Genomic DNA, 22,472 nt, shown 5'->3' with positions numbered 1-22,472 from the left:
GGATATTCTTTGTGGCGAATGCCAGCCACAAACTATACGGAGGGCTGCGTTAAGACCGCGAAACGATTGCCTGTGATGGTATAAAAATCCAATGAATTTCACTGCGCGCCGACCAGCCGGTACCCCACGCCCGACTCAGTGATGATGTGCTCGGGGTGCGCCGGATCGCTTTCAAGCTTGTGGCGCAGATGTCCCATGTAGACCCGCAGGTAGTGGTGGTTATCGGTTTGCAAGGGACCCCATACCTCGCCAAGCAGTTGCGCATGCGTCAAGACCCGTCCCGAATGACGCACCAGTGTTGAGAGAAGCCGATATTCGGTCGGGCTGAGATGAACAATACGGCTATCGCGCAGCACTTGCCGCTCGCCGAGATCGACGGTGACCTGGCCGAAATGGACCAGCGGCGAACCGACCCGTCCGGGTGCGGCTTGCCTGCGCAGATGGGCACGAATCCGCGCGCCTAGCTCAGGCAAGCCAAACGGCTTGGTCAGATAATCGTCGGCACCGGCGTCGAGCGCGGCGACCTTGTCTTCCTCGCGGTTTCGCGCCGACAGGACGATCACCGGCATCGCCGACCAGCCGCGCAACTGGCGGATCACATCGATGCCGTCCATATCAGGCAACGCGAGATCGATGATGACAAGATCCGCCAGCCGCGTCGCGGCCTGGGCGAGACCTTGTGCGCCTGTCTGCGCTCCGAACACGTTCATCCCGTGCGCTTCGAGGTACGTGCGAATGAAGCGGCTTATGGTTTTGTCATCGTCTATCACAACGACTGTTATGGTGGGTTCGCTCATAACGGCCGCGAGCGCTGACGTCACTGCATTGGCCTGAGGTCGTCCAACGCAAGGTTGAGCTTCAGCACGTTCACGCGTGCCTCGCCGAGAATGCCGAACTGCCGCCCCGACGTATTCCGGGCGACAAGATCACGAACCTGGTCGGCCGGCAAACCTCGCGCTTGCGCTACACGCGCAACCTGATAGGCTGCGGCCGCCGGGCTGATTTCCGGGTCGAGTCCACTGCCCGAGGACGTCACCAGGTCCACCGGCACAGGTTGCGACATGTCGTTACCCGCGGCTTTCAAGGCATCGAGACGGCCCTTGATTTCGCCCGCAAGCGCGGGGTTGGTTGGCCCGAGGTTCGAACCGCCCGAATTCTGCGCGTTGTAGGGCATGGGACTTGTGGCCGACAAGCGTCCCCAGAAATAGTACGGCGCGTCGAACTGCTGACCGATCAGGTTAGAGCCGACCGGCTTGCCGTTCCTCTCGATCAGGCTGCCGTTGGCCTGTGCCCCGAAGGCGCCGCGGCCGAGAGCCGTGACGACGACCGGATAGATCACGCCGGTGATCACGGTCATCAGGATGAAGAGGACAAGTACCGGGCGAATCAGCGTTTTCATGATGTTCACTCTTTCGTGGTCAAACCCAGCCGAACACGTTCAGCACCATATCGATCAGCTTGATGAATGGAAACGGCAGCAGGATGCCGCCCAGCCCGTAGATCAAAAGATTGCGACGCAGCAGCGACGCCGCGCCCAGTGGCCGATACTTGACACCCTTGAGCGCAAGCGGAATCAGCGCCACGATGATCAGCGCGTTGAAAATCACCGCCGACAGAATCGCCGATGAAGGCGAACTCAGATGCATGACGTCGAGCACGCGCAACTGCGGATAAGTGGTCGCAAATGCCGCCGGGATGATGGCGAAATACTTGGCGACGTCGTTGGCGATCGAGAACGTGGTCAGCGAGCCGCGTGTCATCAGCATCTGCTTGCCGATCTCGACGATCTCGATCAGCTTGGTCGGATTCGAATCGAGATCGACCATGTTGCCGGCTTCTTTCGCCGCCTGGGTGCCGGTATTCATCGCCACCGCCACGTCCGCTTGTGCGAGCGCCGGGGCGTCGTTGGTGCCGTCGCCGGTCATCGCGACGAGCCGCCCCTCGGCCTGGTGCGCGCGAATCGTCGTCAGCTTTGCCTCAGGCGTCACCTCGGCCAGGAAATCGTCGACGCCGGCCTCGGCGGCAATCGCTGCTGCCGTCAGACGGTTGTCACCCGTCACCATGATGGTCTTGATACCCATTTTGCGCAGTTCGGCGAAGCGCTCCTTGATACCGCCCTTGACGATATCCTTCAGCTCGATCACGCCCAGGACACGTGCGGCGCTGGCGTCATGGCTCTGCTCCGCGACGACAAGCGGTGTGCTACCGCGCCGGGCGATTTCGGTGACCGCCGCCGTTACCTCTGCCGGAAAACGGCCACCGTGGGCCTCCACGAAGTGTTTGATCGCATCGGCTGCGCCTTTGCGGATCTGGCGCTCCGGCAGGTCGACGCCGCTCATGCGCGACTGCGCGCTGAAGGCGAGGAATGTCGCCTGCAACGCATGCATATCGCGTTCGCGGATATTGAACCGCTGCTTGGCGAGCACGACGATGCTGCGGCCTTCGGGCGTTTCGTCCGCCAGCGAAGACAGTTGCGCGGCATCGGCGAGCATCTCTTCCGTGAGGCCCGGCGCCGGCGTGAACGCCGAAGCCTGACGGTTGCCGAGCGTGATCGTGCCGGTCTTGTCGAGCAACAGCACGTCGACGTCGCCGGCGGCTTCCACCGCGCGGCCCGATGTAGCGATTACGTTGGCCTGCATCATCCGGCTCATGCCCGCTACGCCGATTGCCGACAATAGGCCGCCGATCGTCGTCGGAATCAGGCACACCAGCAACGCGACGAGTGCCGTGATCGTGACCACATGCCCCGCTTTCGCGGCTTCAACGGAAAACATCGAGAACGGCAGCAACGTAGCGGTAGCGAACAGGAGCACGAGCGTCAGCGCGACCAGCAGAATCGTCAGGGCGATTTCATTTGGCGTCTTCTGGCGCTTCGCGCCTTCCACCATCGCGATCATCCGGTCCAGAAACGCTTCGCCCGGATTCACGCTGACCCGCACGACGATCCAGTCCGACAGCACGCGTGTACCGCCCGTCACCGACGAAAAGTCGCCGCCCGACTCGCGGATCACCGGCGCGGATTCCCCTGTGATCGCCGACTCGTCGACCGAAGCGACACCTTCGATCACCTCGCCATCCGCCGGGATCACGTCGCCGCTTTCGACCAGCACGACGTCTCCTTTGCGCAGATCGGTCGCCGTGGTAATGCGGATCGGCGACTTGGGATGAGCCTCCTGAAGCTTCTTCGCCATCACGTCGCGCTTCGCGCTGCGCAGCGAGGCTGCCTGCGCTTTCGAGCGGCCCTCGGCAAGCGCTTCCGCGAAGTTGGCGAACAACACGGTGAACCAGAGCCACAGCGCAATCGCGAGGATGAAGCCGGCGGGGGCCTCGGCCTGACCCGCGAGCGCGGCGATCCATAGAACGGTTGTCAGAATGCTGCCGACGTAGACACAGAACATCACCGGGTTGCGCAACTGATGGCGCGGCGCAAGCTTCCTGAACGAATCGACCAGCGCCGGCCGGGCAATGACCGGGTCGAACATCGAGCGCGCGGCGTTGCGTGCCTGACCGATGTTGCCGGGTTGATGAACCGGCGGTTGGAGTCCGTTAGTCATGCTGTCCTCTCAGTCAATGTCCCGCGACCATGATCAGATGTTCGACGACGGGGCCGAGCGCCAGCGCCGGCACGTAGGTCAGCGCGCCGACCAGCACGACCGTGCCGAGCAACAGCACGACGAACAATGGGCCGTGCGTCGGCAGGGTGCCGGCGGTCGCGGATATGCGTTTCTTTGCGGCAAGCGACCCGGCAATCGCGAGCACCGGCACAATCGAGCCGAAACGGCCGAACCACATGGCGACGGCCAGCGTTCCGTTGTAGAACGGCGTATTGACCGAGAGGCCCGCAAAAGCGCTGCCGTTGTTATTGGCAGCCGAGCTGTACGCGTAGAGGATCTCGGAGAATCCGTGCGGACCGGGATTGGCGACGCCCGCCGTGCCGGCGGCTGTCAGTACACCGATCGACGCGCCGACCAGGACTAGCAGTGGCGTGAGCAGCACGGCGATCGACACCATCTTCATCTCGTACGACTCGATTTTCTTGCCGATGTACTCCGGCGTTCGCCCGATCATCAGGCCCGCCACGAACACGGCCAGCAACGCGAATACGAGCATGCCGTACAGACCCGAGCCGACACCGCCGAAGATCACTTCACCGAGCTCGATCAGCAGCAGCGGAACGAAGCCGCCCATCGGTGTCAGCGAATCGTGCGTGTTGAGGACCGCGCCGCACGACGCGGCGGTGGTTGCCACCGTGAAGATGCCGGATTGCGCGATGCCGAAGCGGGTTTCCTTGCCTTCCATATTGCCGCCCACCTGGCCGGCCGACGCGCTCTGGTCGACATGCAGTGACGCAAACAGCGGATTGCCGCTCTGCTCCGAGGAAATTTCACCCCAGCACGCGAGCGCGAAAGCGATCGTCATCGCGGCGAGTACCGCATAGCCCTGACGCTGGTCACCCACCATCCGCCCGAACACGAGGCACAACGCGGCAGGGATAACGAGCATCGCGATCATCTGAACGAAGTTGGCGAACGGAGTCGGGTTCTCGTACGGATGGGCGGAATTGGCGTTAAAGAAGCCTCCCCCGTTGGTGCCAAGCATCTTGATCGCTTCCTGCGACGCAACCGGCCCCATGGCGATCGTCTGCTTGTCGGACTTGTTGTCCACCATCACCGGGTCACCTTTGGCGTCCTTGACGGGATTGCCCTGGGCATCCGTCTTCGGGGTTTGATACGTCGTCACTTGCAGCGTCGGCACGTCCTGGTACGACTTGAAGTTTTGAATCACGCCCTGACTGATGAATACGAGCGCGATGACAGTTGCGAGCGGCACGAGGATATACAGCGTGATACGCGTCAGATCGACCCAGAAGTTGCCGATGGTCGCCGTCGTATGACGGGCGAAGCCGCGAATCAACGCGATGACGACAGCAATACCTGTAGCAGCCGAAAAGAAGTTTTGCACCGTCAACGCGGCCATCTGCGTCAGATAGCTGACGGTCGATTCCGGTGTGTAGTCCTGCCAGTTCGTGTTGGTCACGAAGCTGATTGCCGTGTTGAAGGCGGCGTCGGGCGTCATCGGTCCGAAGCCCTGCGGGTTCGCCGGCAGCCACTGCTGCAAACGCAGAAATCCATACACCGCGAGCACGCCAAGCGTGTTGAACACCAGCACGGCCAGCGCATACTGTTTCCATGACATTTCGGCGTTCGGGTCGACCCCGGCGAGCCTGAAGAGCGCGGTTTCGATCGGCCGTCCTATCCGGCGAACGACGACCGAGGTACCGTCCACGACGCCGGTCATGTAGCGGCCGAGCGGTATGGCAAGCGCGATCAGCACGACGATGTAGACGCCGGGTTGAAGCAGGTTATTGAAGTTCATTCGAGGGCCTCCGCGCGCAGTAAGGCGTACACGAGGTAGGCAAAAAGAATCAGCGTCGAAGCTGCCGCGAGCCAGGTCATCCAGGTAGTCATGGACGGCCTCCCGGCGCGCGGCGAAGCTTATCGCAGCCGACCACGAAGGCCGCGACGAGACCGCTGAACGCGATGATTGCGATGAGGTAAAGCAGATCCATGGCCTGGTCTCCCACGACGGACTTCCGCACCGTGAAATCTAGGAAATCCCGCGTAAACGCAGCGTTAATACTCTGCGGAGATTTGTAAAAAACACGGACGTGGGGGCATATGTCGTCGGAAACGGGAACGGCGCTTCATTCACGGATGGTCGGCGGTAGGCGTCGACTATGCGGCGGTTCCTGCGAGCGCGGAACGACCGCTTTCTGCTCGATGACGGAGTGAAATCAATAAGCGCGCCGACTCTGGCGCATAGCCCATATTCAGACTCGCCCAGAGACCATCGATTCCGACATTCGAACGTCGCTACTTCCAGACATCAGACTTTCGCTGAGCGGCGTCGATTGGCGCGCGACCCGGGCCATGACTGTTCCTTTCCGAACCTTACGTCATCGAGACGCGCGCACGGGTTAAACTACCAGACAATAAAATTCAGATTCGAGCGGGGTGGCTGGCATGGGCGCGGCGGATTCTCATTCTTGGCCCGGGCAAGCGGTCTTTGGCGCGTTTTCGGAGAACCCTGAGAAGGAGCAAGCGGTCCTGCGTATTTCGCTCGGCACCGTGGTCCTTCTCGCGTACCTGGCTGCCGCCTTTGTTTCTCACTCGAGAAACACCTATGAGACGCTACTGGCGGTCGCAATTTACGTGACGTTCGGCGCGGCGACGTTCATGGCCGTGACAATGGCGCCAGCGCGCTCACACCTTAGGTTAACCCTTACCACCCTTACCGACCAGGCCTTGCTAATGACGGCTCTGGCGGTTGGCGGCCAAGCCGCGCTTCCGCTGCTGTGGGTCGTTTTCTGGTTCCTCGTAGGCGCCGGCTGTCGATATGGCCAACGCATGCTGGGCTTGTCGTGTGCTGTGGCGCTTGGTGGTCTCGCCGGCCTGACGCTCTGGCAACCGTGGTGGCGGACGAACATTACGGTCGGCCTGGGTATGGCGTTTAGCGTGGCAGCAACATCGGTCTATCTGGCGGTGTTGGTGTACCGACTGAAGAAACAGGCTGCTACCGACCCTCTGACGGGGCTGAGCAATCGGGTCCGGCTCGAGCAGGCCATTAGCCGAACACTTGTCACGCGAGGTGTCGAAGCGGGTCGGACGGCGTTGCTTCTCATCGATCTTGACGGTTTCAAGGACGTGAACGACACCCACGGACACGCGGCGGGGGACGAATTGCTGCGGAGCTTTGCCTCGGCCCTGACAAGCCGCATGCGCCGTGGCGACACGCTCGCCCGCCTGGGCGGCGATGAATTCGTGGTATTGGCCCAACACGTATATGACAAGCAAGGCGCACTAGCCATTGCCGATAGTATTCACGCGATCCTCAACAACATGCGAGCCGTTGGCGGACATCCGGTCGCCGTTTCCGGCAGCATTGGGGTATGCATGCTGGCGGAAGGGAACGGGCAGGCCCGTTTCGATGCCCGGACATTGATGCGCGCCGCCGACAGCGCAATGTACCGTGCAAAAACACGGGGAAAGGGGCAGACTGCGTTTGCTGACGCAGCCGAAATGCAGCCAGGCGAGTAAGCGCACAAGGCTACGGATTCCGAGCCAACTCATCGCGATGGCGCTACCAATGGGTTGCGTCAGAATGCCTGGCGGTCCGCGCTGGACACGAAGCGCCGTTGGGCTGCGTGTGAAGTTCAACATCTGGGATTGACTGCCGCGGACGACGCGCTAAAGCAGCCGAACCCGGAAGTTCACCCACTGCCCGCTAGTCGCGATGCCGGCCTCGTCGCGAATTTTCCGTGTCGACCCCGAAGCCCTTGATCAACAAATCAAAGATGTCGCGTTTCCGAAGGGGGATTGTCCCAATCGTTTTGCCGGCCATTATGGTAGGTAACCGGCGCATTCAGCGCTTCGTCGAGGTCAAGTTCGTCGAGGCACATGATGTTCACATTGATATACGGGTACCCCGTTCCGTTCGGTGTATCCACGCGATCAAATACATGAACCCCACACTGCTTGCAAAACGGGTGATGCGCTACCGGGTTTTTGCCCTGATATTCCGTCAGAGCAGTCTCATCGGAAAGGAGACGAAACTCTTCCCGCCGAACCGAGACGTGCCAGAATCGCAGCTTGCTACAGTAGCTGCAATTGCATTTCCACGTACCATTGTTGAAATCAATCCGAGCTTCAAACCTCACTAGTTGACAATAGCAACTTCCAAGGTATGTACGCAGCATTGGGCTCTCCCATGGATTATGGATACACTCAGCACAATTTTTTTGAGTTTATCAGACTGACCGAGCCGATTGAGATTTGGCTCTTCCACATTTGGGTGAAGCCGCTTGACGGCATAGGGACCATACCCGATTCTTAATAGTTTGGATTCCTACCTTGAATGGGTCGTTCCTTCGTACTGGACAAGACGCTCGACGAGCTGTCGCAGCTCTTGCGCTCGCGTCCTTCGTTCTACGTCTCTATCAACGTGAGCAGCGAGGATTTGCGGACGCGCCGTTTCCTGAACGCTCTCACGGCCCGGCTGAGGGATACGGGCGTCCGGCCTGCCCAGGTCAGAATCGAAGCGACGGAGCGAAGCTCTATGGATGCCGATGTAACGCGGCAAACAATAGCCGCATTCAGGCATGCTGGCCACCCGGTCTGACGATTTCGGAACCGGGTAGGAAAGCAGATCGACGCTTCAGCCGATCCATCAGTAACCCGGGTACGCAACGAGACAACGCGACGCGCGTGCCAACTGACCGACGACACTGAATTCGATTGTCCTGTGTGTTTCGAACAGCAGACATCTGCGTATCGGATCAGTATGTTAGGAAATGGCTCAGGGCCGCGGTTCCCAATGTTCGCCGAAAGCGGCCGTCGGGTAACTGCGCATCTCGGTGAAACGCCGCTTTGGGGCGCCGGCGCCCACAGGGAGCCGTCGGCCAATACCGTGCTGTCGCCGCTCGTACGAAATACGTTCCGGAGAGGCGCATAATCATGATTGATTTGCGCTCCCTTAGGTCGCCAGAAGTGCCACAAACAGCGCGCCGTATCTGCAAGGTTGGCGGAACGACGAGAATCCTTGGTTTTAAGGAGTTTGAGAATGACTATCAGCGGCATGGCGCGAGGCGCACCAATCAACGTTGGTCAATTGAGCATTCAGTACCTGATAGATGGATCTGCCACAGGCGGGATGGGTGTTTTTGAGTTGACTGTGCCCTCCAGATCGCAAGTTCCGCCGCCACATAGCCACACACATAACGAAGAATGCGTCTATGTGCTGGAGGGCACGCTTCGGTACTCGGTCGACGAGGTAGTCCGAGACCTAACGCCGGGTGAATGGATGTTTACCCCACGCGGATCGGTCCATCACTTTAGCAACCCGCACAATGACCCGGCCCGCGCGCTGATCGTCATGACGCCCGACATTGGCGCCCAATATTTTCGTGATGTCGGAACAATCGTAAATGCTGGCGGACCGCCCGACCGCGAGAAGCTTATGGGTGTCATGTCAAGGTACGGACTGGTGCCTGCACCGCCGCAATAAACAACGGTCATCCAACGTTGTCTGCAGGGGATCGCGGCTCCGCGGCAGCCTGTGAACCTAGGCGATCTCCTCAAAATGAACGGGACGGTCTGCGTTTCATGTCTCACTAGCCTGCCCCGCGCTCATCCAAACCGGACACAATAAACAGGCGGCAAATGCGCTGAAATCAATTGCCAGTTTTCGCCGCCGTCGTCGGACGTCCATAGCGAGCCGGTGGTCGACCCCATCGCGAGGCGCATGCCGGTGTCATCTACAGCGAGCCCGTGCCGATACACGAGGTCATACGCCGGTGCAGGCGGCAACCCGTTCGAGAAGCGCTCGAACGTGCGGCCGGCGTCGCGTGTGCGCGTGATGACGAACTGGCCGTCCACCGGGATCCGGCACTCGTCTTTCACGGCGGGCACGAACCACGCGGTGTCTGGCTCGCGCGGATGTACGGCAACCGCGAAGCCGAAGCTCGATGGCTGCGCTTCGATCCGCTGCCAGTGCGCCGCGCCGTCGGTCGAGCGGAAGATCGCGCAATGATGTTGCGTCCACAGTGCATCTGGATTGGCCGCGCATTGCACGACGCGGTGCGGGTCTTGCACGTTGGCGTCGCCGCGCCGCTCCGGCGGCATGTAGTCGGCCTCCATGCCCTCGGCGGTCACGCGCCAGGTCGCGCCGCCGTCGGTGGTTTGCCAGACGCCGCCGCACGATACGCCGATTGTCACGTGCCGGCTGTCGCGCGGATCGACCATCACGGAATGGATGCCCGGCGCGTCGTAGCCGCCTCCGAACCATTCACGGCGTTCCGCGCGATCCCACAGCGCACGGTTGAGCACCCATGTGTCGCCGCCATCGTCGGAACGGAAGAGCCCGCCGGGAATCGTGCCGGCCCACAAGACGCCCGGCTCGTCCGGGCCGCCGGTTTCGAGCGACCAGATTTGCTGAAGCGTCCAGGGAGCGGGCGGCGGGCCGGACGCGGCCGCGCTCGCATTGTCCGCGCTGGTGTCTGCACTCGCGTTCATGCTCGCGTGTGCGCCGTCACCGGTACGCGTCTCGTCGGCAGGCTGCGGCGGGTAGACGGGGACCCCGCACTCTTCCCAATCCGCCATGCCCGCACGCCGGCGATGCAGCTTCACCCCGAAGTGGCCGAGATTTAGCGCGGTATGTAGCGATCCGTCGCGCGGATCAGGCAGCACCATGCTCACCGGCTCGCCGGCGAAATACGGCTCATCCAACTTCCAGCGGCCCTCGTCATCGGCTTGCAAAATGAACAGTCCCTTGCGGGTTGCTACAAACAATCGATCGCTCATATTGAGTGTCTCCTGTCGGCCAGATGTCGATCGGAGTTGGCGCTTTAGCGCTTACGCCGATCCCATGCAAAGGTGTCGATCGGAGCTGGCGCTTCAGCGCTCCCATGCAAAGCTCGGGTACGGAACCCTCTTATCCGCCCGACAGCGCCTGTACGACGTAAACCCGGCTTTGCTCGCCGAGCGCGTCGCACAGATGCTGTCGGTCGCGCACCCGTTGGCCGTCGACAAACACGGCGAGATGCCGCCGCAGCGAACCCTGATCGTCGAGGATGTAGCCGCGCAGTCGAGGTTGCTCGGCGAAGACGGCCTCGAGCGCCTCGCCGAGCGTGCGTGCGTCGACCTCGCGCTCGGGCGTTGCTATATGACGCTGAATCGAAGCAGCGAAGAAGATGTGTGCCATGGCGGGGTAGCGTCGTCAGAATGGCAATGTCGGTTGCTTCTGTAGTTTAGGCGATTCGCCGAGTGCTGCGGGGCATCGCCATGCACCAGACGATGGGGCCCGGTACATTGCCAAAGCGGCATGTTTCACCGCCGCGTCCTGTCAGGATGAAAACGCGGCCTATCGTCAGGAATTCGCCAATGTCATGGCCGAAGGAACTCGCCGTTGACTGATCCTCACAGCTGATGTGAGCCAGGGTCGCAAAGAGGAAAATTGGCGCTTCTTGTTCTTTATTCACTGACCCATATAGGCAATTCGTTAAGTTCGACATCTCTTGGCAAGTTGAAAACCTAAAGGAGGCGCGGGACTCCTTCTACAGTTTCTATTCTTGTCATCACCGTTCGTATGATCTGAAAAAAGGGCGCGCGGACATGGCATTTCTGCCATGCAGTGCCGCTGAAAAGCCCATGGAAACACGGCGCGGGCGGGTCCGTTGCCCCTCATGGACGCTACGCCGAATCCGCCGATACACGTCCCCACGCACAATCAACAAAAGTGCCATTGAATGTCACTTTTGTGTAGGGACGCATGACCCGTCCTCCAATATTCTTACCTCATCGAGACGATACGTTCGGCGCTGGAGTTTTTGTCCAGCCGTCGGCGACGACTAATCCAACAGGAGAGGATGTTGACCAAGAAAGTCCCGCTCAAGATCGCAATCGCTGAGCATCCGCACACGTCTGCCATCCGTAACGGCTCCATCCCCATCGAGGGCGTGGACGCCGAGTTCGTCACAGTCAAGCCGCAAATTGGCGCGTTCCGCCGGATGGTGCGCGACGTTGAATTCGATGTCTGCGAGCTGGCGCCGACCACCTACATTGTCGCCCGTGCGTATGGCGCGCCGTTCGTCGGCTTGCCGATTTTCGTCGTGCGGCGCTTCCATCATGGCGGCCTGCTGGTGCGCCCGGACGCAGGGATCAAGACCCCCAAGGATCTGGAAGGCAAGAAGGTCGGCGTGCGCGCGTACTCGGTCACGACCGGCGTGTGGACGCGTCAGGTGCTGATCGATGAATTCGGTCTCGATTCGTCGAAGGTCACCTGGGTGGTCGACGACGAAGAGCACGTCACGCAATTGAAGCTGCCGGCGAACGTGATCCATGCGCCGGAAGGCAGCTCGCTCGCGGACATGATGGCGTCGGGTGAATTGTCGGCGGGCTTCGACGCCGCCGCCGGCATCGGCCGCACCGGCGCGCCGACGGGTGGCTGGCAGGAAGTCGAAGCGAACTATCCGGATCTGCTGCCGAACGCGGCGGAACTCGAGAAGGAATATTTCGGCCGCACCGGCGTGTACCCGATGCACGGCACGATCGTCGTGAAGGACTCGGTGCTCGCCGAGCATCCGTGGATCGCGAAGTCGATCTACGACGCGTTCGCACAGGCGAAGAAGGAATGGCTCGCGCGCCTCGACGCGGGCGAAGCCACCAGCGCGAGCGACAAGAAGTATCTCGAACTGCGCAAGATCGTCGGACACGATCCGCTGCCCTATGGTCTTGAGGAAAATCTCAAGACGATCGAAACGCTGGAAGCCACCGCCACCACGCCCGTACCTCGCTCTCTGCAGGTTTTGGTCACTGTTTTATCCCGCCTTATATGCGGCACCCTCCATTTCGAAATTCTCTCGAATAACCGGCAATTCCACTAGACAAAAGCCCGGCTCCCAACCCCTTCTAAAGCGCAAATCACCCATTTGAATTCGGGTAAGAAGAAATTAACCTAAATTACGAAATGTTTTTGCCGATAACACTGGGTGTGTTTTTGCTCGGCCTCAGCGTTCGCCTTGAAGGTGCCGATGCCATGACGGCATTGGCCGGTCCAGAAGCAGCCTGACGCCTACCTGATTCGATTTGCCAAACGAACCGGGAACGAGCAGACGCACAGCATGTTGAAGGACTTTTACACGGCAAAAATCGGGCAGTGGAGAAAAATAAATATGCGTATCAAACGAGGGAAAGGTGTATTCGAGGTGATTGTGGCGCTGTCTCTGGCGGCAGGCCTCACGGCATGTGGCGGGGGCGGTGGCGGCGATAGCGCAAGCGGCGGCAGCAATAACAACAGCAGCAGCGCCACCAACGGCGGCACCGGTGGCGGCACGAACATCGTCAGCAGCACGCCGCCGGTCACTTTGACGCCGTCTGCGGACGGTAAGCTTCACGCTGCCTGCACGAGCTGCGGGGCGGCCGACGATTCGACCTACGCAGGCAGCGGCGTGGGCTTGTGGCAGGCGCTCAACGCGAGCGCGCAGGCCGATACCGTCAACGTGTCGATCAAGGGCACGTCGGGCCGCAACGTCACGCTCGTGTTCACCAACGAGGGTAGCAATCAGGCGATGTTGCCGGTGCCCATCAATGCCAGCGTGAGCACTCCGTCAGCCGATGTCGTAGCCGCGACGGCGAAGACCCTGATGGCAGCGCCGGCCGGCGAAGACCCGCACATGCGGGCCATCCACGAGTTCAACTCGACCGGCTGGAAGGCGCTCGTGCAACAGAACGCGGCATCGGCCGCGGCGAGTCCGTCCGCGGATGTCGTGAGCAAGGTGCAGCGCGCGGTGGTGACCTACAACATCGGCGATACGCGCGACTTCTGGTTGGCGGATGGCACGCAGCGTCATATGGCGCTGCAGGCTGTCGGCACGACGGCCGATGGCACGAAGGTCAATATCTGGGTCGAAACGGCGGAATACGGCACCGGGAAAATCACGCCGACGATCGTCACCAGTCTGCTGCAGAACTACGCGGGCACGGGCGGCGTGTACGACATGGTCACCGGCATCGGCGGTCCGTTCTGGGGCGCGGTGAACGTGGCCGGCATGATCGGCGCATCGCAACCGGTCGACCTCGTCGTGGCGAACTTCAACCACGATTCGCAGCCGTACGGCACAGTCGGCTATTTCTGGGCGCTCAACAACTTCGTGAATCAGGGCACTGGCTTAACGACCTACAGCAACGCGGACCTGTCGCTGTATCTGGACTCGGAGACGCTGTATCTGGCGGGCACCGCCGGCATGAAGACGATGCAGACCGTGATGGCGCATGAAAGCACGCACATGCAGAACTTCTACCGCCGCGACATGCTGATGGGTATGCAGTACGCGTACGACACGTGGCTCGACGAAATGTCGGCGATGATGATGGAGGACTGGGTCAGCTTCAACATCGACCCGACGTACAACTCCGTTCGCGACGACCGCTTCATCAGCTATCTGACGTACCACAACCAGGGCAGCTATACCTGCGGTCTGACGACATGGGACGTGGGCGACGTGACATGCGACAGCTATGCGACCAACGGCTCGTTCGGCGGATTCCTCAACCGGCAGCTTGGCCTCACGTTCTACAAGGACCTGCTGTACGACAAAAGCGCGACGGTGTCGACGGACATTCTGAATGACGCGATCAGGCAGATTCGTCCGGACTCGAGCGTCGCGCAGGAATTGCGTCACTTCACCGTCGCGGCGGGCGCGCTGTTGCCGCTCGGGGCGGACATGGCGCAGTACAGCTTCGCATCGCGCGCGGAAGGCGGCTTCTCGCTGCCGTCCATCGACCCGTCGAAGATGACCCGCGCGCTGCCGTCGGCCTCGCCGGGCGTCCTGCTGGGCTACGCGAGCTTCCCGGCCGTGCGCTCGCACGTCGCGAGCACCTACCAGGAAACGGTGACGCTGCCGCCCGGTGTGACGTTGTCGGTGATCGTGCAGTAACGCGGCGGCGCAACATCGCGTCTGCCTCGCGTTTGTCCGATGCACGAAGCCGTCCCCTTCCAGGGACGGCTTTTTTCATGCATGCTGGGCGCGCATCAACGGGTTTCCGATAACGCATTTGTACAGGCTCACGTCGCTGCCATGCTCCGAAACTTTCTTCTTGCTGCTTTCGTTCTGTGTGCCGGCACCGCGTGTGCGGGAACAGCGCATATGGGCGATCGGGTCGATTTGCGCGGCACATTGACCCTTCGCGGCAACGAGCCCTTCACGTACCCCGTCGTCTCCGACGGCAAGCAGATGTGGCAACTCGTGGGCGTGGACCATGCCACCGCGGGCCGGTTGCAGAACCGGGTCGTGCACGTCACGGGCCGGGTGGCGGAAACCGCCGGGCCTTCCAGACTGCCTGCTCTCCAGGTCGATTCGGTCACGGCGACGGACGAAGGAACGGCACGCTGAACTTCACGGCGGCGCCCCGCGAAGAGCACTCACCGCCGATTGCCCGACACATCCGGGCGCAAATGAAGCATCAGCGCCGCGCATATCAAACCGAAACCCACGCGCGGCGCGACGATTGCAACCAGCATGGCGCCGATGAAGCCCGCAAGAACGACAAGCGATCTGGACCTGGCCGCGCGCCGCATGCGCATGGGCACGAGGCTCGCATCCGCGCCCGACAACACCTGTTTTTCGAAAACGTTGTAGGCGATGTCGATGCAGACAAACAGTCCTGCATAAAACACCACGGGCGACGACGCGAGCTGCGTGCGCGCAACCCAGGCAGTCGCGAAGGGCAGAAGCGAAACCATGAAGAGATGGATGAAGTTGATCCATATCAGTCCCAGCGTCGGCGGACCGACGAACCTCATCAGGTGATGATGGTTGATCCAGATAATGACGATGAACAGGTAACTCACCGCATAACTGATGGCCTGCGGCCACAGAGGCCACAGGTCCGAGAATGCCGGCTGGTCCGGCGCCTTGAGTTCCAGCACCATGATGGTCACGATCACGGCGAAGACCGCATCGGAAAATGCAGTCAGCCGTTCCGCGGTTAGCTTGACTTCGTGCATGGCGTCCCCCCGCTGTGAGCAAGACGTTGATCGAACTGGATCGCACAAGGCAGACACGCGCAGGCAGGCGGCTGTGCGGTTCACCGCCGCCGTCGTGTCAGCCGTTCTTCTGTTCCTTCAGACGCGCGCGGTGAGCCGCGACCTTCGCGCGATTACCGCAGATCGCCATGCTGCACCAGCGGCGCGCATGACCGCGCGTGTGATCGGCAAACATCAACGTGCATCGTGGACCTTCGCACGCCTTGACGTGCGCGAAGTCTTCCTCGCACACCAGCCTCGCTAGCAACTCTGCGATCGGCAGCAACAACGACTCCGCCGATTTCCAGCGCCGGTTGGCACGTAATTCAAAGCTCACTACACCGTCCGCGACATCCGCCACGATTTGCCCGTACTGCTCATCGCGTTCGAGCAATTGATTCAGCGGCTCAAGTTCACGCAGGTCTTTGGCGACCAACGAGCGTCCTTTGCGTTTCTGAACATAGGCCCTGAACCACTCGCGCAACTCGCGCGCCCGGGCCGCGACCGTGTCGAGTTCGGCGGCGGTGGACCGTGCACGCACTGCCGCGATTGCGCTGCGAGACACGATCCCGGCCTGTTCCAGCCAGGCCAGCAGCCCCGCGCCGTCGCTGATCCAGTCGACCTCCTCGTCGACCGGCGTTGCAACTGAGTTCAGAAAGTCCAGGCCCGGCGCGGCGGCGACGAATATGGGGGGGATTTGACGGTAGTCCATCGGTCGGCTTGAAAGCAAAATGCAATGAGGAAAGTGTAACCGCTAAAAATGCAGTTGACAAGTTACGTTCAAAATGAGTAACCTGACTAAACACATATAGCAGGTTACAGGATGCAAGTCCCGACGGATACACGTGGGCCGCAGCGGGAGCCTGCTTTCTTCAGAGGAGAGAAGCATGTCCGTTGGTGAAGTGAATGTGGTGCTCGTGCACGGCGCATGGGCAGATGGATCGAGCTGGGGCAAGGTGATCCACGGTCTGAAAGCGCGTGGCATGAACGCGATTGCGGCGGCGTTGCCGCTGACTTCGTTAGGCGACGACGTGGCCGCGCTCAATCGAACGCTCGAACGGATCGACGGTCCTGTCGTGCTGGCTGGCCACGCGTATGCGGGAGCAGTGATCGGATCGGTCCGCGCGGAAAACGTCGCGGCGTTGGTCTATGTGGCCGCGCTCGCACCCGACGAAGGGGAAACCGTCGCCGATGTGTTCTATCGCGGCGAAACGCATCCGCAGGCGCCGAAGCTGGCGCCTGATTCGCATGGCTTGATATGGCTGCCGGAAGACGCGTTCGCCGCCGCGTTTGCGCAACACGCGACAGCGCAAGAGGTGCAATTGCTTGCGGCGGTTCAGCGTCCGATTGCGGCGGCGTGCATCGGCGAAAAGGTCGCGCGGCCGCTGTGGAAAGACCGGCCGAGCTGGTTCCTCGTCGCTGAAGAGGACCGAATGATCAGCCCCGCCACGCAACATTTCATGGCGCGGCGGATGGGCGCCGAAGTGCATTCGTGCGAGGCCGATCATGCGCCGATCGTCACGGCCGCGCAGACCGTGACCGACCTCATCGTCAAAGCGGCTCAAGCGGTGTTGGATCGTTGAAGAAGCCGGCAAGCGCCGTCATGCAGTGCGTCACCCTGAGCCTTTCATGGCTCACTCAATCTTGTTCATATGTGGAGGAAAGTCATGTCGTCCATCTCCTATCGCCATGCCGACGTCGACGGCTTCAAGGTGTTCTATCGCGAAGCGGGTCGTCAAGGCGCACCGAAGCTGCTGCTTCTGCACGGCTTTCCAAGTTCGAGCCACATGTTTCGCGATCTGATTCCGAAGCTCGCCGACCGGTTTCATATCGTCGCGCCGGATCTGCCCGGCTTCGGACAGTCGGATATGCCTGCGCGTGACCAATTCGCCTATACGTTCGACAACGTGGCGAGCGTCATTGATCGCTTTACGGAAGTGATCGGCTTCGATCGTTTTGCGCTGTACGTATTCGACTACGGTGCGCCAACAGGCTTCCGGCTCGCACTCAAGCATCCCGAGCGGATTGCGGCGCTGATTTCGCAGAACGGCAATGCTTACGAAGAGGGCTTGAGCGACGGCTGGAATCCGATTCGAGCGTATTGGCAAGAGCCCTCTCGCGCCAACCGTGAAGCGCTGCGCGCGCTGCTCACGCACGAGACGACCGTCTTTCAATACACGCACGGCGTGCGTGACACGGCACTCGTATCGCCGGACGGATATTCCCTTGATGACTTCTATCTGAGCCGGCCGGGCGCGGACGAGATTCAGCTCGATCTGTTCGGCGACTACCGCAGCAACGTCGCACTGTATCCCGCGTTTCAGCAGTATTTCCGCACGCATCGGCCACCGCTTCTTGCGGTGTGGGGAAAGAACGATCCGTTCTTTTTGCCACCGGGCGCCGAGGCATTCAGGCGCGATATACCGGACGCGGAAGTGCGCTTCTTCGATACCGGTCATTTCGCGCTGGAGACGCACGCAGCGGAGATTGCCGCTGCTATTTCGGATTTCCTCATTCGATGAGTCGCGTGTGCATTGGGCGGCATCGGCGCGTCGAGCTGCACTGATATGTGCTGGATTGGTGCCCGTTGGCCGATGCCGAGCGATAGCGCGGTCACTTGACGAAAAAGGCGTTCGCCGTATTCCAACGGGCTATTCATTTGTTCTTGAAACAAGGAGCGTAGGAATGTCTAAAAGAGTCGCAATCGTCACGGGCGCGAGCCAGGGGATCGGCCGTTCGACTGCCATCAGGCTGGCGCGGGATTTCTCGTCGATCGTGCTCGTCGCCCGCAATCGCGAGAACCTCGAACAGGTTGCCGCCGAAGTAAAGAAGGCCGGTGCCGAGCCTCTCGTCATCGGGCTCGACCTCGCTAAGCCTGACGCCGCGCAGCAGGTCGTCGACCAGACGCTCGGCGCGTTCGGACAGATCGATACATTGCTGAACATCGCGGGGGCTGTGCCGCAAATCGACGTGTTCGACATGAGCGACGAGCAATGGGACAACGGCTTCGCGCTGAAGCTGCATGGCGCACGGCGTCTGACGATGGCGGCATGGCCATCGCTGAAAGCGACGCATGGGTCGGTCGTGCTGATGTCGGGCAATTCGGCGCTGTTCCCGAAGGCGCCGTACGCGGCGGTGGGCACGATCAACGCGGCAATCGTCGCGCTCGCGAAAGCCTTCTCGGACCGCGGCGTCACTGATGATGTACAGGTCAACAGCGTATTGCCCGGACCGGTGATGACCGGCCGGCGGCGCTCCTACCTGGAGCATTGGGCGCCACTGCATGACATGAGCGTCGAAGAGGCGACGCAGAAGTTTCCCGCCGAAGCGGGCATTGCCCGCTATGGCACGCCCGACGAAATTGCCGAGTTGATGGCTTTCATCGTTTCGCCCGCCGCGCACTGGATGACGGGCTCGACGCTGAGAATGGACGGTGGTGAAGTCAAGTCGATTTGAGCCGTGCCTCGCGATGCTGCCGCGTTGCACGTCCCACCATTCAAGCTGGACTCGGATGAATTGACGCGGTAGTCTGGAAGCGCTGGATGACGAAGCTTGGCGATGCTGGTCCTTGACGACGACATGGAGCGGACATATGCAAGTAAGCACCGAAACGCTGGTGGACATGCTGCGGGAAGTCGAAGCGGATGACCCGATCGACTATGCGGATCTGCCGTTTGGCGAGCAGGAACTGCGGCGGCTCGTCATGACTTCACTCGTCGAACGCCACCACACCGTCGAGGCGTGCAACATGCCGGTGTCCGACATCCACGCGTTGTATCTGCTGAGCACCGCCAAGCTTGTTCTCGAGAACATGGTGCTTCACGCGAGGCTGCTGCTTCTGCAGGGGCAGCAAGTCGATGTGCAGGCGTTGCTGGCGCCATTCACGCTCAAAGGCAATCCGTAGCGCTTTCAGCGGCCAGGTTTTCTGTAACGGGTATAGCGCCTGCGCCGCGTTAATGCAGTCCGGGCAGCACGCTCAGGTTGCGCAGGCAGGCGTGGATGCTTTGCGACAGCCATCACCGCAGCCGTCGCCAATCGACCTCGCGGTAAATGCTGTGGCTATTGCGAATACGGGGCCCACAGCACGATTCGAATAATCGGGCTCCCTGATGTGGCAATCGGGCAATTAATATCGAAAGCTAGCCATTGCCGCATTGCATCAGAGCCATTGCCGCCGCATTCCGCTTCTACGTCGAAAAACAACACTTCAGTTATGTGGTCGCGCCACAGTTGAACTCCCATCGGTCCGAAAAAACATCGCCCGATTCGCTGCTGTCCCAAGCGTGATCGGGTATTCCAATTGATATCCTCCCTTTTTCTTTGCCCCGTACGCTCTATGCCGCACACAATCACAGTCTTGAATTAACCTGATACTTTAAGTTTACGTAATAATTGCTGCGCATACCTCGTTTGATTCCACTAACCGTCAAATGCGCAGGTCATGGCTTTCAGCGAACCCAGGTCTCCATTTTTCAAATGGGTAGTGTCCTCCGCTCAGAATCTGAGCCCAGACAACCGCCAGATTCTGCTCGCGCATTTATTCACGCGAACCGCGTCGATCATATTCGCGTCGATTTGCGAAATCAGCGTCTGCGCAACCGCATTCTATCTGTATCCGATTCCGCTTTACGCCGCGTGGGGCATCGCCGTCGTCGCGTTGCTGATCACGCGCCTCGCGTTGATCTGGTTATGCCGTACGCGTAGCGCGCAAGACCGGCCGACGCCGACCTCAGCGTTTCTGTTGGCGAGCCTGCTATGGAGCGTGCTATTCGGCTTCGGCACACTGCTGTGCAATATCAGCGGAAACCAGACGCTTTTTCTGCTCGGCAACGTTTGCGCGGTGGGTGTGATCGGCGGATTGGCCGGACGCAATGCGGGGACACCCCGGCTCGTGCTGTTGCAGATTTCCTTCATTCTCAGCTTGTTGGGTCTCGGTGCGGCGCTGTCGCCCGGCAATGGCAAGCTCGTGCTGCTGTTTCAGGCGCCGTTCTGCGCCGCGGGTTTCTTCACCGTGGCGCTGCGCAGCAATCGCGATACCGTCGCATTGTTGTTGGCGCGTGAAAACAGCCACCGCCTGGCTCGTCAGGACAGCCTCACCGGCTTGCCCAATCGCGCGCGTATCAGCGAACTGCTGCTGGAGCGCACGGAAATGGGCGTCTTGCGTGAGGACCAGCCGTTCGCTGTTCTACTGATCGATCTGGACGGCTTCAAGGCGATCAACGACAGCCTGGGCCATGCAGCGGGCGATCAGATTCTGCAGGAGGCGGCGAGCCGCTTGCGTGAAATTCTACCGAGCGGTGATCTGGTCGGACGCCTTGCCGGCGACGAATTCGTCGCCATTGCCGATGGGATGAGCCAGGTGCGCGAGGTGCGTGTGCTGGCCGATCGCATCGTCAAGACACTCGCGCGCCCGTTTGCGTTGAGCGAAGCGCTCGTGCATATCGGCGCGAGCGTCGGTGTTTCGCTCTATCCGGAGCACGCAAAGACGGGACCGCAATTACTGATCTGCGCCGACCGTGCGTTATATGCGGTCAAACGCAGCGGCAAAAGCGCGTTCGCCGTTTTCGATGCCGACAAGCACGTGTCGGATGAAAGCCTGAGCCTGCTGCGCAGCGACCTTGAAGGCGCGTTGAAGTCGTTCAATGGTTTGCGCATGGAGTATCAGCCGATTGTCGATCTCAGTGACGGCGCGGTTTCCGGCCGAGAAGCGCTGTTGCGCTGGACCCATCCGACCCGCGGCGAGCTTTCCCCGGCCGCGTTCATTCCAACTGCCGAACGCACCGGCCTGATCCTCGCATTGGGGGAATGGGCGTTGCTGCAGTCGTGCTCGGAAGCGGCGACTTGGCAGGACAAGGTCGCGGTGGCCGTGAACGTGTCGCCGGTGCAGTTGCGCGAGGAATCGTTTGCTTCGACAGTCGCGGCGATTCTGCGCAGGACGAGGCTTCCGCCGGAGCGCCTGAACATCGAGGTGACGGAGACCGTGCTGCTGAACGACGACACCGTGACACGGCGCAACGTCGCGAGGTTGCGCGCGTTGGGCATCGGCCTCGCGCTCGACGATTTCGGCACCGGCTTTTCGACCATGTCGACGCTCGTGCGCTTTCCGTTCGACAAGTTGAAGATCGACAGCTCGTTCGTCAAGGAGTCCGTGCATGGTCGCGAATCCGCGGCCGTGGTGCGCGGGATCGTGGCGCTGGCGCGCGAAATCGGCATGCCGACCACGGCGGAAGGGATCGAAACGCAGGAGCAACTGGATTTCGTGCGCGTGTGCGGATGCACGCACGCGCAAGGCTTTCTGTTGGGCAGGCCGCTGCGTGGCAGCGAGATCGAGCAGATCGCAGCCAACCCGGCCGAGCATTCCGTGGTCAAGATCGCGAGCGCGCGGCCTTGAGGTCCGGCGTCGAGATAGATCATCGAGGTGGACATGACCGCCCCATTGCAATTTCAGTTGAGGATCACCGTCTCGCCTGAACTGGCGCACGCTTTGCGCGCCGACTCATCAAATGCGGCGCATGCCGCACTGCGCGATGTTCTGCGCAGATACAGCGCATCGTTGAAATGCCAGTTCGATGCGTTCGCCGATTATGTCAGCGAGGCGGAAAGACTGGGGACGGAAAACTATCCGCTCTATCAGTGGACCCGGGACACGATCGAAAATCCGGAGAAGAAAGCGAAGTACTTGCAGTCGTTTACAGTCTATGTAAATGGTGATGAAGTCTATGGCAAAGAAATCGCGGATGCCATCGAGACCGAACTGTTGAAACTGGTCCACGCAAACGGCATCTTCCGCGTTTTCAGATTCGATACCAATCCGGCGAATAATCCGCAGCCGCCCTCGCATTAGCGGTTGGGCGGACAGATGTCTGTTGCCGCGGCGCTGCAATCGATGCGTT

General features: G+C 60.8%; 23 protein-coding genes. 12 read left to right on the top strand and 11 right to left on the bottom strand.

Going from position 1 to position 22,472, the window contains the following annotated elements; genetic code table 11:
* Positions 1 to 98 precede the first annotated feature (98 nt).
* The 6 genes from FVF58_RS18310 to FVF58_RS52290 form a co-directional block, all read right to left on the bottom strand.
* On the bottom strand, positions 99 to 797 hold the full coding sequence (locus tag FVF58_RS18310) for a response regulator (protein WP_149671286.1): 699 nt from the start codon (positions 795 to 797) through the stop codon (positions 99 to 101).
* A 20-nt stretch (positions 798 to 817) separates the two neighbouring features.
* The gene (kdpC, locus tag FVF58_RS18305) at positions 818 to 1,399 is read right to left on the bottom strand and encodes a potassium-transporting ATPase subunit KdpC (protein ID WP_149671285.1); all 582 of its coding nucleotides are present in this window, start codon (positions 1,397 to 1,399) and stop codon (positions 818 to 820) included.
* 19 nt (positions 1,400 to 1,418) lie between these two features.
* Positions 1,419 to 3,482 (bottom strand): potassium-transporting ATPase subunit KdpB, encoded by a 2,064-nt coding sequence (gene kdpB, locus FVF58_RS18300; RefSeq protein ID WP_149671416.1) that lies wholly within the window; start codon positions 3,480 to 3,482, stop codon positions 1,419 to 1,421.
* Positions 3,483 to 3,567: 85 nt separating this feature from the next.
* On the bottom strand, positions 3,568 to 5,376 hold the full coding sequence (gene kdpA / locus FVF58_RS18295) for a potassium-transporting ATPase subunit KdpA (protein ID WP_149671284.1): 1,809 nt from the start codon (positions 5,374 to 5,376) through the stop codon (positions 3,568 to 3,570).
* Entirely contained in the window at positions 5,373 to 5,468 is a 96-nt protein-coding gene (gene kdpF / locus FVF58_RS18290; RefSeq protein ID WP_028193906.1) for a K(+)-transporting ATPase subunit F, read from the bottom strand. Before kdpF ends, kdpA begins: the two co-directional genes overlap by 4 nt.
* On the bottom strand, positions 5,465 to 5,569 hold the full coding sequence (locus FVF58_RS52290) for a potassium ABC transporter ATPase (RefSeq protein ID WP_223191159.1): 105 nt from the start codon (positions 5,567 to 5,569) through the stop codon (positions 5,465 to 5,467). Before FVF58_RS52290 ends, kdpF begins: the two co-directional genes overlap by 4 nt.
* A 454-nt stretch (positions 5,570 to 6,023) precedes the next feature.
* Between FVF58_RS52290 and FVF58_RS18285 the strand changes: the two genes are divergently transcribed.
* Positions 6,024 to 7,097, top strand: coding sequence for a GGDEF domain-containing protein (locus tag FVF58_RS18285; RefSeq protein WP_149671283.1), 1,074 nt, complete (start codon positions 6,024 to 6,026; stop codon positions 7,095 to 7,097).
* A 251-nt stretch (positions 7,098 to 7,348) separates the two neighbouring features.
* Here the strand turns inward: FVF58_RS18285 and FVF58_RS18280 are convergent, their stop codons facing one another.
* On the bottom strand, positions 7,349 to 7,756 hold the full coding sequence (locus FVF58_RS18280; protein ID WP_149671282.1) for a GFA family protein: 408 nt from the start codon (positions 7,754 to 7,756) through the stop codon (positions 7,349 to 7,351).
* A gap of 158 nt (positions 7,757 to 7,914) precedes the next feature.
* Here FVF58_RS18280 and FVF58_RS18275 point away from each other — a divergent pair, with 158 nt between their 5' ends.
* Positions 7,915 to 8,178 carry an EAL domain-containing protein gene (locus FVF58_RS18275; RefSeq protein WP_342802405.1) on the top strand — a complete coding sequence of 88 codons (264 nt, stop codon included), beginning with the start codon at positions 7,915 to 7,917 and terminating at the stop codon, positions 8,176 to 8,178.
* Positions 8,179 to 8,619: 441 nt separating this feature from the next.
* Positions 8,620 to 9,063, top strand: coding sequence for a cupin domain-containing protein (locus tag FVF58_RS18270; RefSeq protein WP_149671281.1), 444 nt, complete (start codon positions 8,620 to 8,622; stop codon positions 9,061 to 9,063).
* A 122-nt stretch (positions 9,064 to 9,185) separates the two neighbouring features.
* Here FVF58_RS18270 and FVF58_RS18265 read toward each other — a convergent pair whose 3' ends face one another.
* Together FVF58_RS18265 and FVF58_RS18260 are read right to left on the bottom strand one after the other, a co-directional pair.
* The gene (locus tag FVF58_RS18265; protein WP_149671280.1) at positions 9,186 to 10,358 is read right to left on the bottom strand and encodes a WD40/YVTN/BNR-like repeat-containing protein; all 1,173 of its coding nucleotides are present in this window, start codon (positions 10,356 to 10,358) and stop codon (positions 9,186 to 9,188) included.
* Between the two features lie 130 nt (positions 10,359 to 10,488).
* Positions 10,489 to 10,758, bottom strand: coding sequence for a MoaD/ThiS family protein (locus tag FVF58_RS18260; protein WP_149671279.1), 270 nt, complete (start codon positions 10,756 to 10,758; stop codon positions 10,489 to 10,491).
* A 664-nt stretch (positions 10,759 to 11,422) separates the two neighbouring features.
* Here FVF58_RS18260 and FVF58_RS18255 point away from each other — a divergent pair.
* The 3 genes from FVF58_RS18255 to FVF58_RS18245 all read left to right on the top strand — a co-directional run bounded on the left by FVF58_RS18255 (position 11,423) and on the right by FVF58_RS18245 (position 14,947).
* Positions 11,423 to 12,439 (top strand): ABC transporter substrate-binding protein, encoded by a 1,017-nt coding sequence (locus FVF58_RS18255; RefSeq protein ID WP_246217104.1) that lies wholly within the window; start codon positions 11,423 to 11,425, stop codon positions 12,437 to 12,439.
* Between the two features lie 288 nt (positions 12,440 to 12,727).
* Entirely contained in the window at positions 12,728 to 14,491 is a 1,764-nt protein-coding gene (locus FVF58_RS18250; RefSeq protein ID WP_188130856.1) for a M30 family zinc metallopeptidase, read from the top strand.
* Between the two features lie 39 nt (positions 14,492 to 14,530).
* The gene (locus FVF58_RS18245) at positions 14,531 to 14,947 is read left to right on the top strand and encodes a hypothetical protein (RefSeq protein WP_149671277.1); all 417 of its coding nucleotides are present in this window, start codon (positions 14,531 to 14,533) and stop codon (positions 14,945 to 14,947) included.
* Positions 14,948 to 14,976: 29 nt separating this feature from the next.
* On the opposite strand, the gene FVF58_RS18240 is transcribed toward FVF58_RS18245, so the two are convergent.
* Both FVF58_RS18240 and FVF58_RS18235 read right to left on the bottom strand, forming a co-directional pair.
* The gene (locus FVF58_RS18240) at positions 14,977 to 15,561 is read right to left on the bottom strand and encodes a TMEM175 family protein (RefSeq protein WP_149671276.1); all 585 of its coding nucleotides are present in this window, start codon (positions 15,559 to 15,561) and stop codon (positions 14,977 to 14,979) included.
* Positions 15,562 to 15,658: 97 nt separating this feature from the next.
* Positions 15,659 to 16,291 carry a CGNR zinc finger domain-containing protein gene (locus FVF58_RS18235; RefSeq protein WP_149671275.1) on the bottom strand — a complete coding sequence of 211 codons (633 nt, stop codon included), beginning with the start codon at positions 16,289 to 16,291 and terminating at the stop codon, positions 15,659 to 15,661.
* 175 nt (positions 16,292 to 16,466) lie between these two features.
* On the opposite strand from FVF58_RS18235, the gene FVF58_RS18230 reads away from it, so the two are divergent.
* The 6 genes from FVF58_RS18230 (at position 16,467) to FVF58_RS18205 (ending at position 22,423) form a co-directional block, all read left to right on the top strand.
* The gene (locus tag FVF58_RS18230) at positions 16,467 to 17,162 is read left to right on the top strand and encodes an alpha/beta hydrolase (protein ID WP_149671274.1); all 696 of its coding nucleotides are present in this window, start codon (positions 16,467 to 16,469) and stop codon (positions 17,160 to 17,162) included.
* A gap of 84 nt (positions 17,163 to 17,246) precedes the next feature.
* A complete protein-coding gene (locus FVF58_RS18225) occupies positions 17,247 to 18,101 on the top strand; it encodes an alpha/beta fold hydrolase (RefSeq protein WP_149671273.1) in 855 nt (284 codons plus the stop codon).
* 163 nt (positions 18,102 to 18,264) lie between these two features.
* Positions 18,265 to 19,035, top strand: coding sequence for an SDR family oxidoreductase (locus FVF58_RS18220; RefSeq protein ID WP_149671272.1), 771 nt, complete (start codon positions 18,265 to 18,267; stop codon positions 19,033 to 19,035).
* Positions 19,036 to 19,171: 136 nt separating this feature from the next.
* Complete coding sequence (locus tag FVF58_RS18215) at positions 19,172 to 19,483, top strand: hypothetical protein (RefSeq protein WP_149671271.1); 312 nt, start codon at positions 19,172 to 19,174, stop codon at positions 19,481 to 19,483.
* Between the two features lie 537 nt (positions 19,484 to 20,020).
* On the top strand, positions 20,021 to 21,970 hold the full coding sequence (locus FVF58_RS18210) for a putative bifunctional diguanylate cyclase/phosphodiesterase (protein ID WP_149671270.1): 1,950 nt from the start codon (positions 20,021 to 20,023) through the stop codon (positions 21,968 to 21,970).
* Between the two features lie 33 nt (positions 21,971 to 22,003).
* The gene (locus FVF58_RS18205; protein ID WP_149671269.1) at positions 22,004 to 22,423 is read left to right on the top strand and encodes a penta-EF hand family protein; all 420 of its coding nucleotides are present in this window, start codon (positions 22,004 to 22,006) and stop codon (positions 22,421 to 22,423) included.
* The last annotated feature ends 49 nt before the right edge of the window (positions 22,424 to 22,472 follow it).

This window comes from Paraburkholderia panacisoli, assembly GCF_008369935.1.
Taxonomy (GTDB): domain Bacteria; phylum Pseudomonadota; class Gammaproteobacteria; order Burkholderiales; family Burkholderiaceae; genus Paraburkholderia; species Paraburkholderia panacisoli.
The sequence above is the reverse complement of the archived record's forward strand: the minus strand, read 5'-3'. Positions and strand labels throughout refer to the sequence as shown.

Excerpts from the sequence above, each read along its gene's own strand:
- FVF58_RS18310 (WP_149671286.1), bottom strand. The coding sequence starts at position 797 with ATGAGCGAACCCACCATAACAGTCGTTGTGATAGACGATGACAAAACC.
- kdpC (WP_149671285.1), bottom strand. The coding sequence starts at position 1,399 with ATGAAAACGCTGATTCGCCCGGTACTTGTCCTCTTCATCCTGATGACC.
- kdpB (WP_149671416.1), bottom strand. The coding sequence starts at position 3,482 with ATGTTCGACCCGGTCATTGCCCGGCCGGCGCTGGTCGATTCGTTCAGG.
- kdpA (WP_149671284.1), bottom strand. The coding sequence starts at position 5,376 with ATGAACTTCAATAACCTGCTTCAACCCGGCGTCTACATCGTCGTGCTG.
- kdpF (WP_028193906.1), bottom strand. The coding sequence starts at position 5,468 with ATGACTACCTGGATGACCTGGCTCGCGGCAGCTTCGACGCTGATTCTT.
- FVF58_RS52290 (WP_223191159.1), bottom strand. The coding sequence starts at position 5,569 with ATGGATCTGCTTTACCTCATCGCAATCATCGCGTTCAGCGGTCTCGTC.
- FVF58_RS18285 (WP_149671283.1), top strand. The coding sequence starts at position 6,024 with ATGGGCGCGGCGGATTCTCATTCTTGGCCCGGGCAAGCGGTCTTTGGC.
- FVF58_RS18280 (WP_149671282.1), bottom strand. The coding sequence starts at position 7,756 with ATGCTGCGTACATACCTTGGAAGTTGCTATTGTCAACTAGTGAGGTTT.
- FVF58_RS18275 (WP_342802405.1), top strand. The coding sequence starts at position 7,915 with ATGGGTCGTTCCTTCGTACTGGACAAGACGCTCGACGAGCTGTCGCAG.
- FVF58_RS18270 (WP_149671281.1), top strand. The coding sequence starts at position 8,620 with ATGACTATCAGCGGCATGGCGCGAGGCGCACCAATCAACGTTGGTCAA.
- FVF58_RS18265 (WP_149671280.1), bottom strand. The coding sequence starts at position 10,358 with ATGAGCGATCGATTGTTTGTAGCAACCCGCAAGGGACTGTTCATTTTG.
- FVF58_RS18260 (WP_149671279.1), bottom strand. The coding sequence starts at position 10,758 with ATGGCACACATCTTCTTCGCTGCTTCGATTCAGCGTCATATAGCAACG.
- FVF58_RS18255 (WP_246217104.1), top strand. The coding sequence starts at position 11,423 with ATGTTGACCAAGAAAGTCCCGCTCAAGATCGCAATCGCTGAGCATCCG.
- FVF58_RS18250 (WP_188130856.1), top strand. The coding sequence starts at position 12,728 with ATGCGTATCAAACGAGGGAAAGGTGTATTCGAGGTGATTGTGGCGCTG.
- FVF58_RS18245 (WP_149671277.1), top strand. The coding sequence starts at position 14,531 with ATGCACGAAGCCGTCCCCTTCCAGGGACGGCTTTTTTCATGCATGCTG.
- FVF58_RS18240 (WP_149671276.1), bottom strand. The coding sequence starts at position 15,561 with ATGCACGAAGTCAAGCTAACCGCGGAACGGCTGACTGCATTTTCCGAT.
- FVF58_RS18235 (WP_149671275.1), bottom strand. The coding sequence starts at position 16,291 with ATGGACTACCGTCAAATCCCCCCCATATTCGTCGCCGCCGCGCCGGGC.
- FVF58_RS18230 (WP_149671274.1), top strand. The coding sequence starts at position 16,467 with ATGTCCGTTGGTGAAGTGAATGTGGTGCTCGTGCACGGCGCATGGGCA.
- FVF58_RS18225 (WP_149671273.1), top strand. The coding sequence starts at position 17,247 with ATGTCGTCCATCTCCTATCGCCATGCCGACGTCGACGGCTTCAAGGTG.
- FVF58_RS18220 (WP_149671272.1), top strand. The coding sequence starts at position 18,265 with ATGTCTAAAAGAGTCGCAATCGTCACGGGCGCGAGCCAGGGGATCGGC.
- FVF58_RS18215 (WP_149671271.1), top strand. The coding sequence starts at position 19,172 with ATGCAAGTAAGCACCGAAACGCTGGTGGACATGCTGCGGGAAGTCGAA.
- FVF58_RS18210 (WP_149671270.1), top strand. The coding sequence starts at position 20,021 with ATGGCTTTCAGCGAACCCAGGTCTCCATTTTTCAAATGGGTAGTGTCC.
- FVF58_RS18205 (WP_149671269.1), top strand. The coding sequence starts at position 22,004 with ATGACCGCCCCATTGCAATTTCAGTTGAGGATCACCGTCTCGCCTGAA.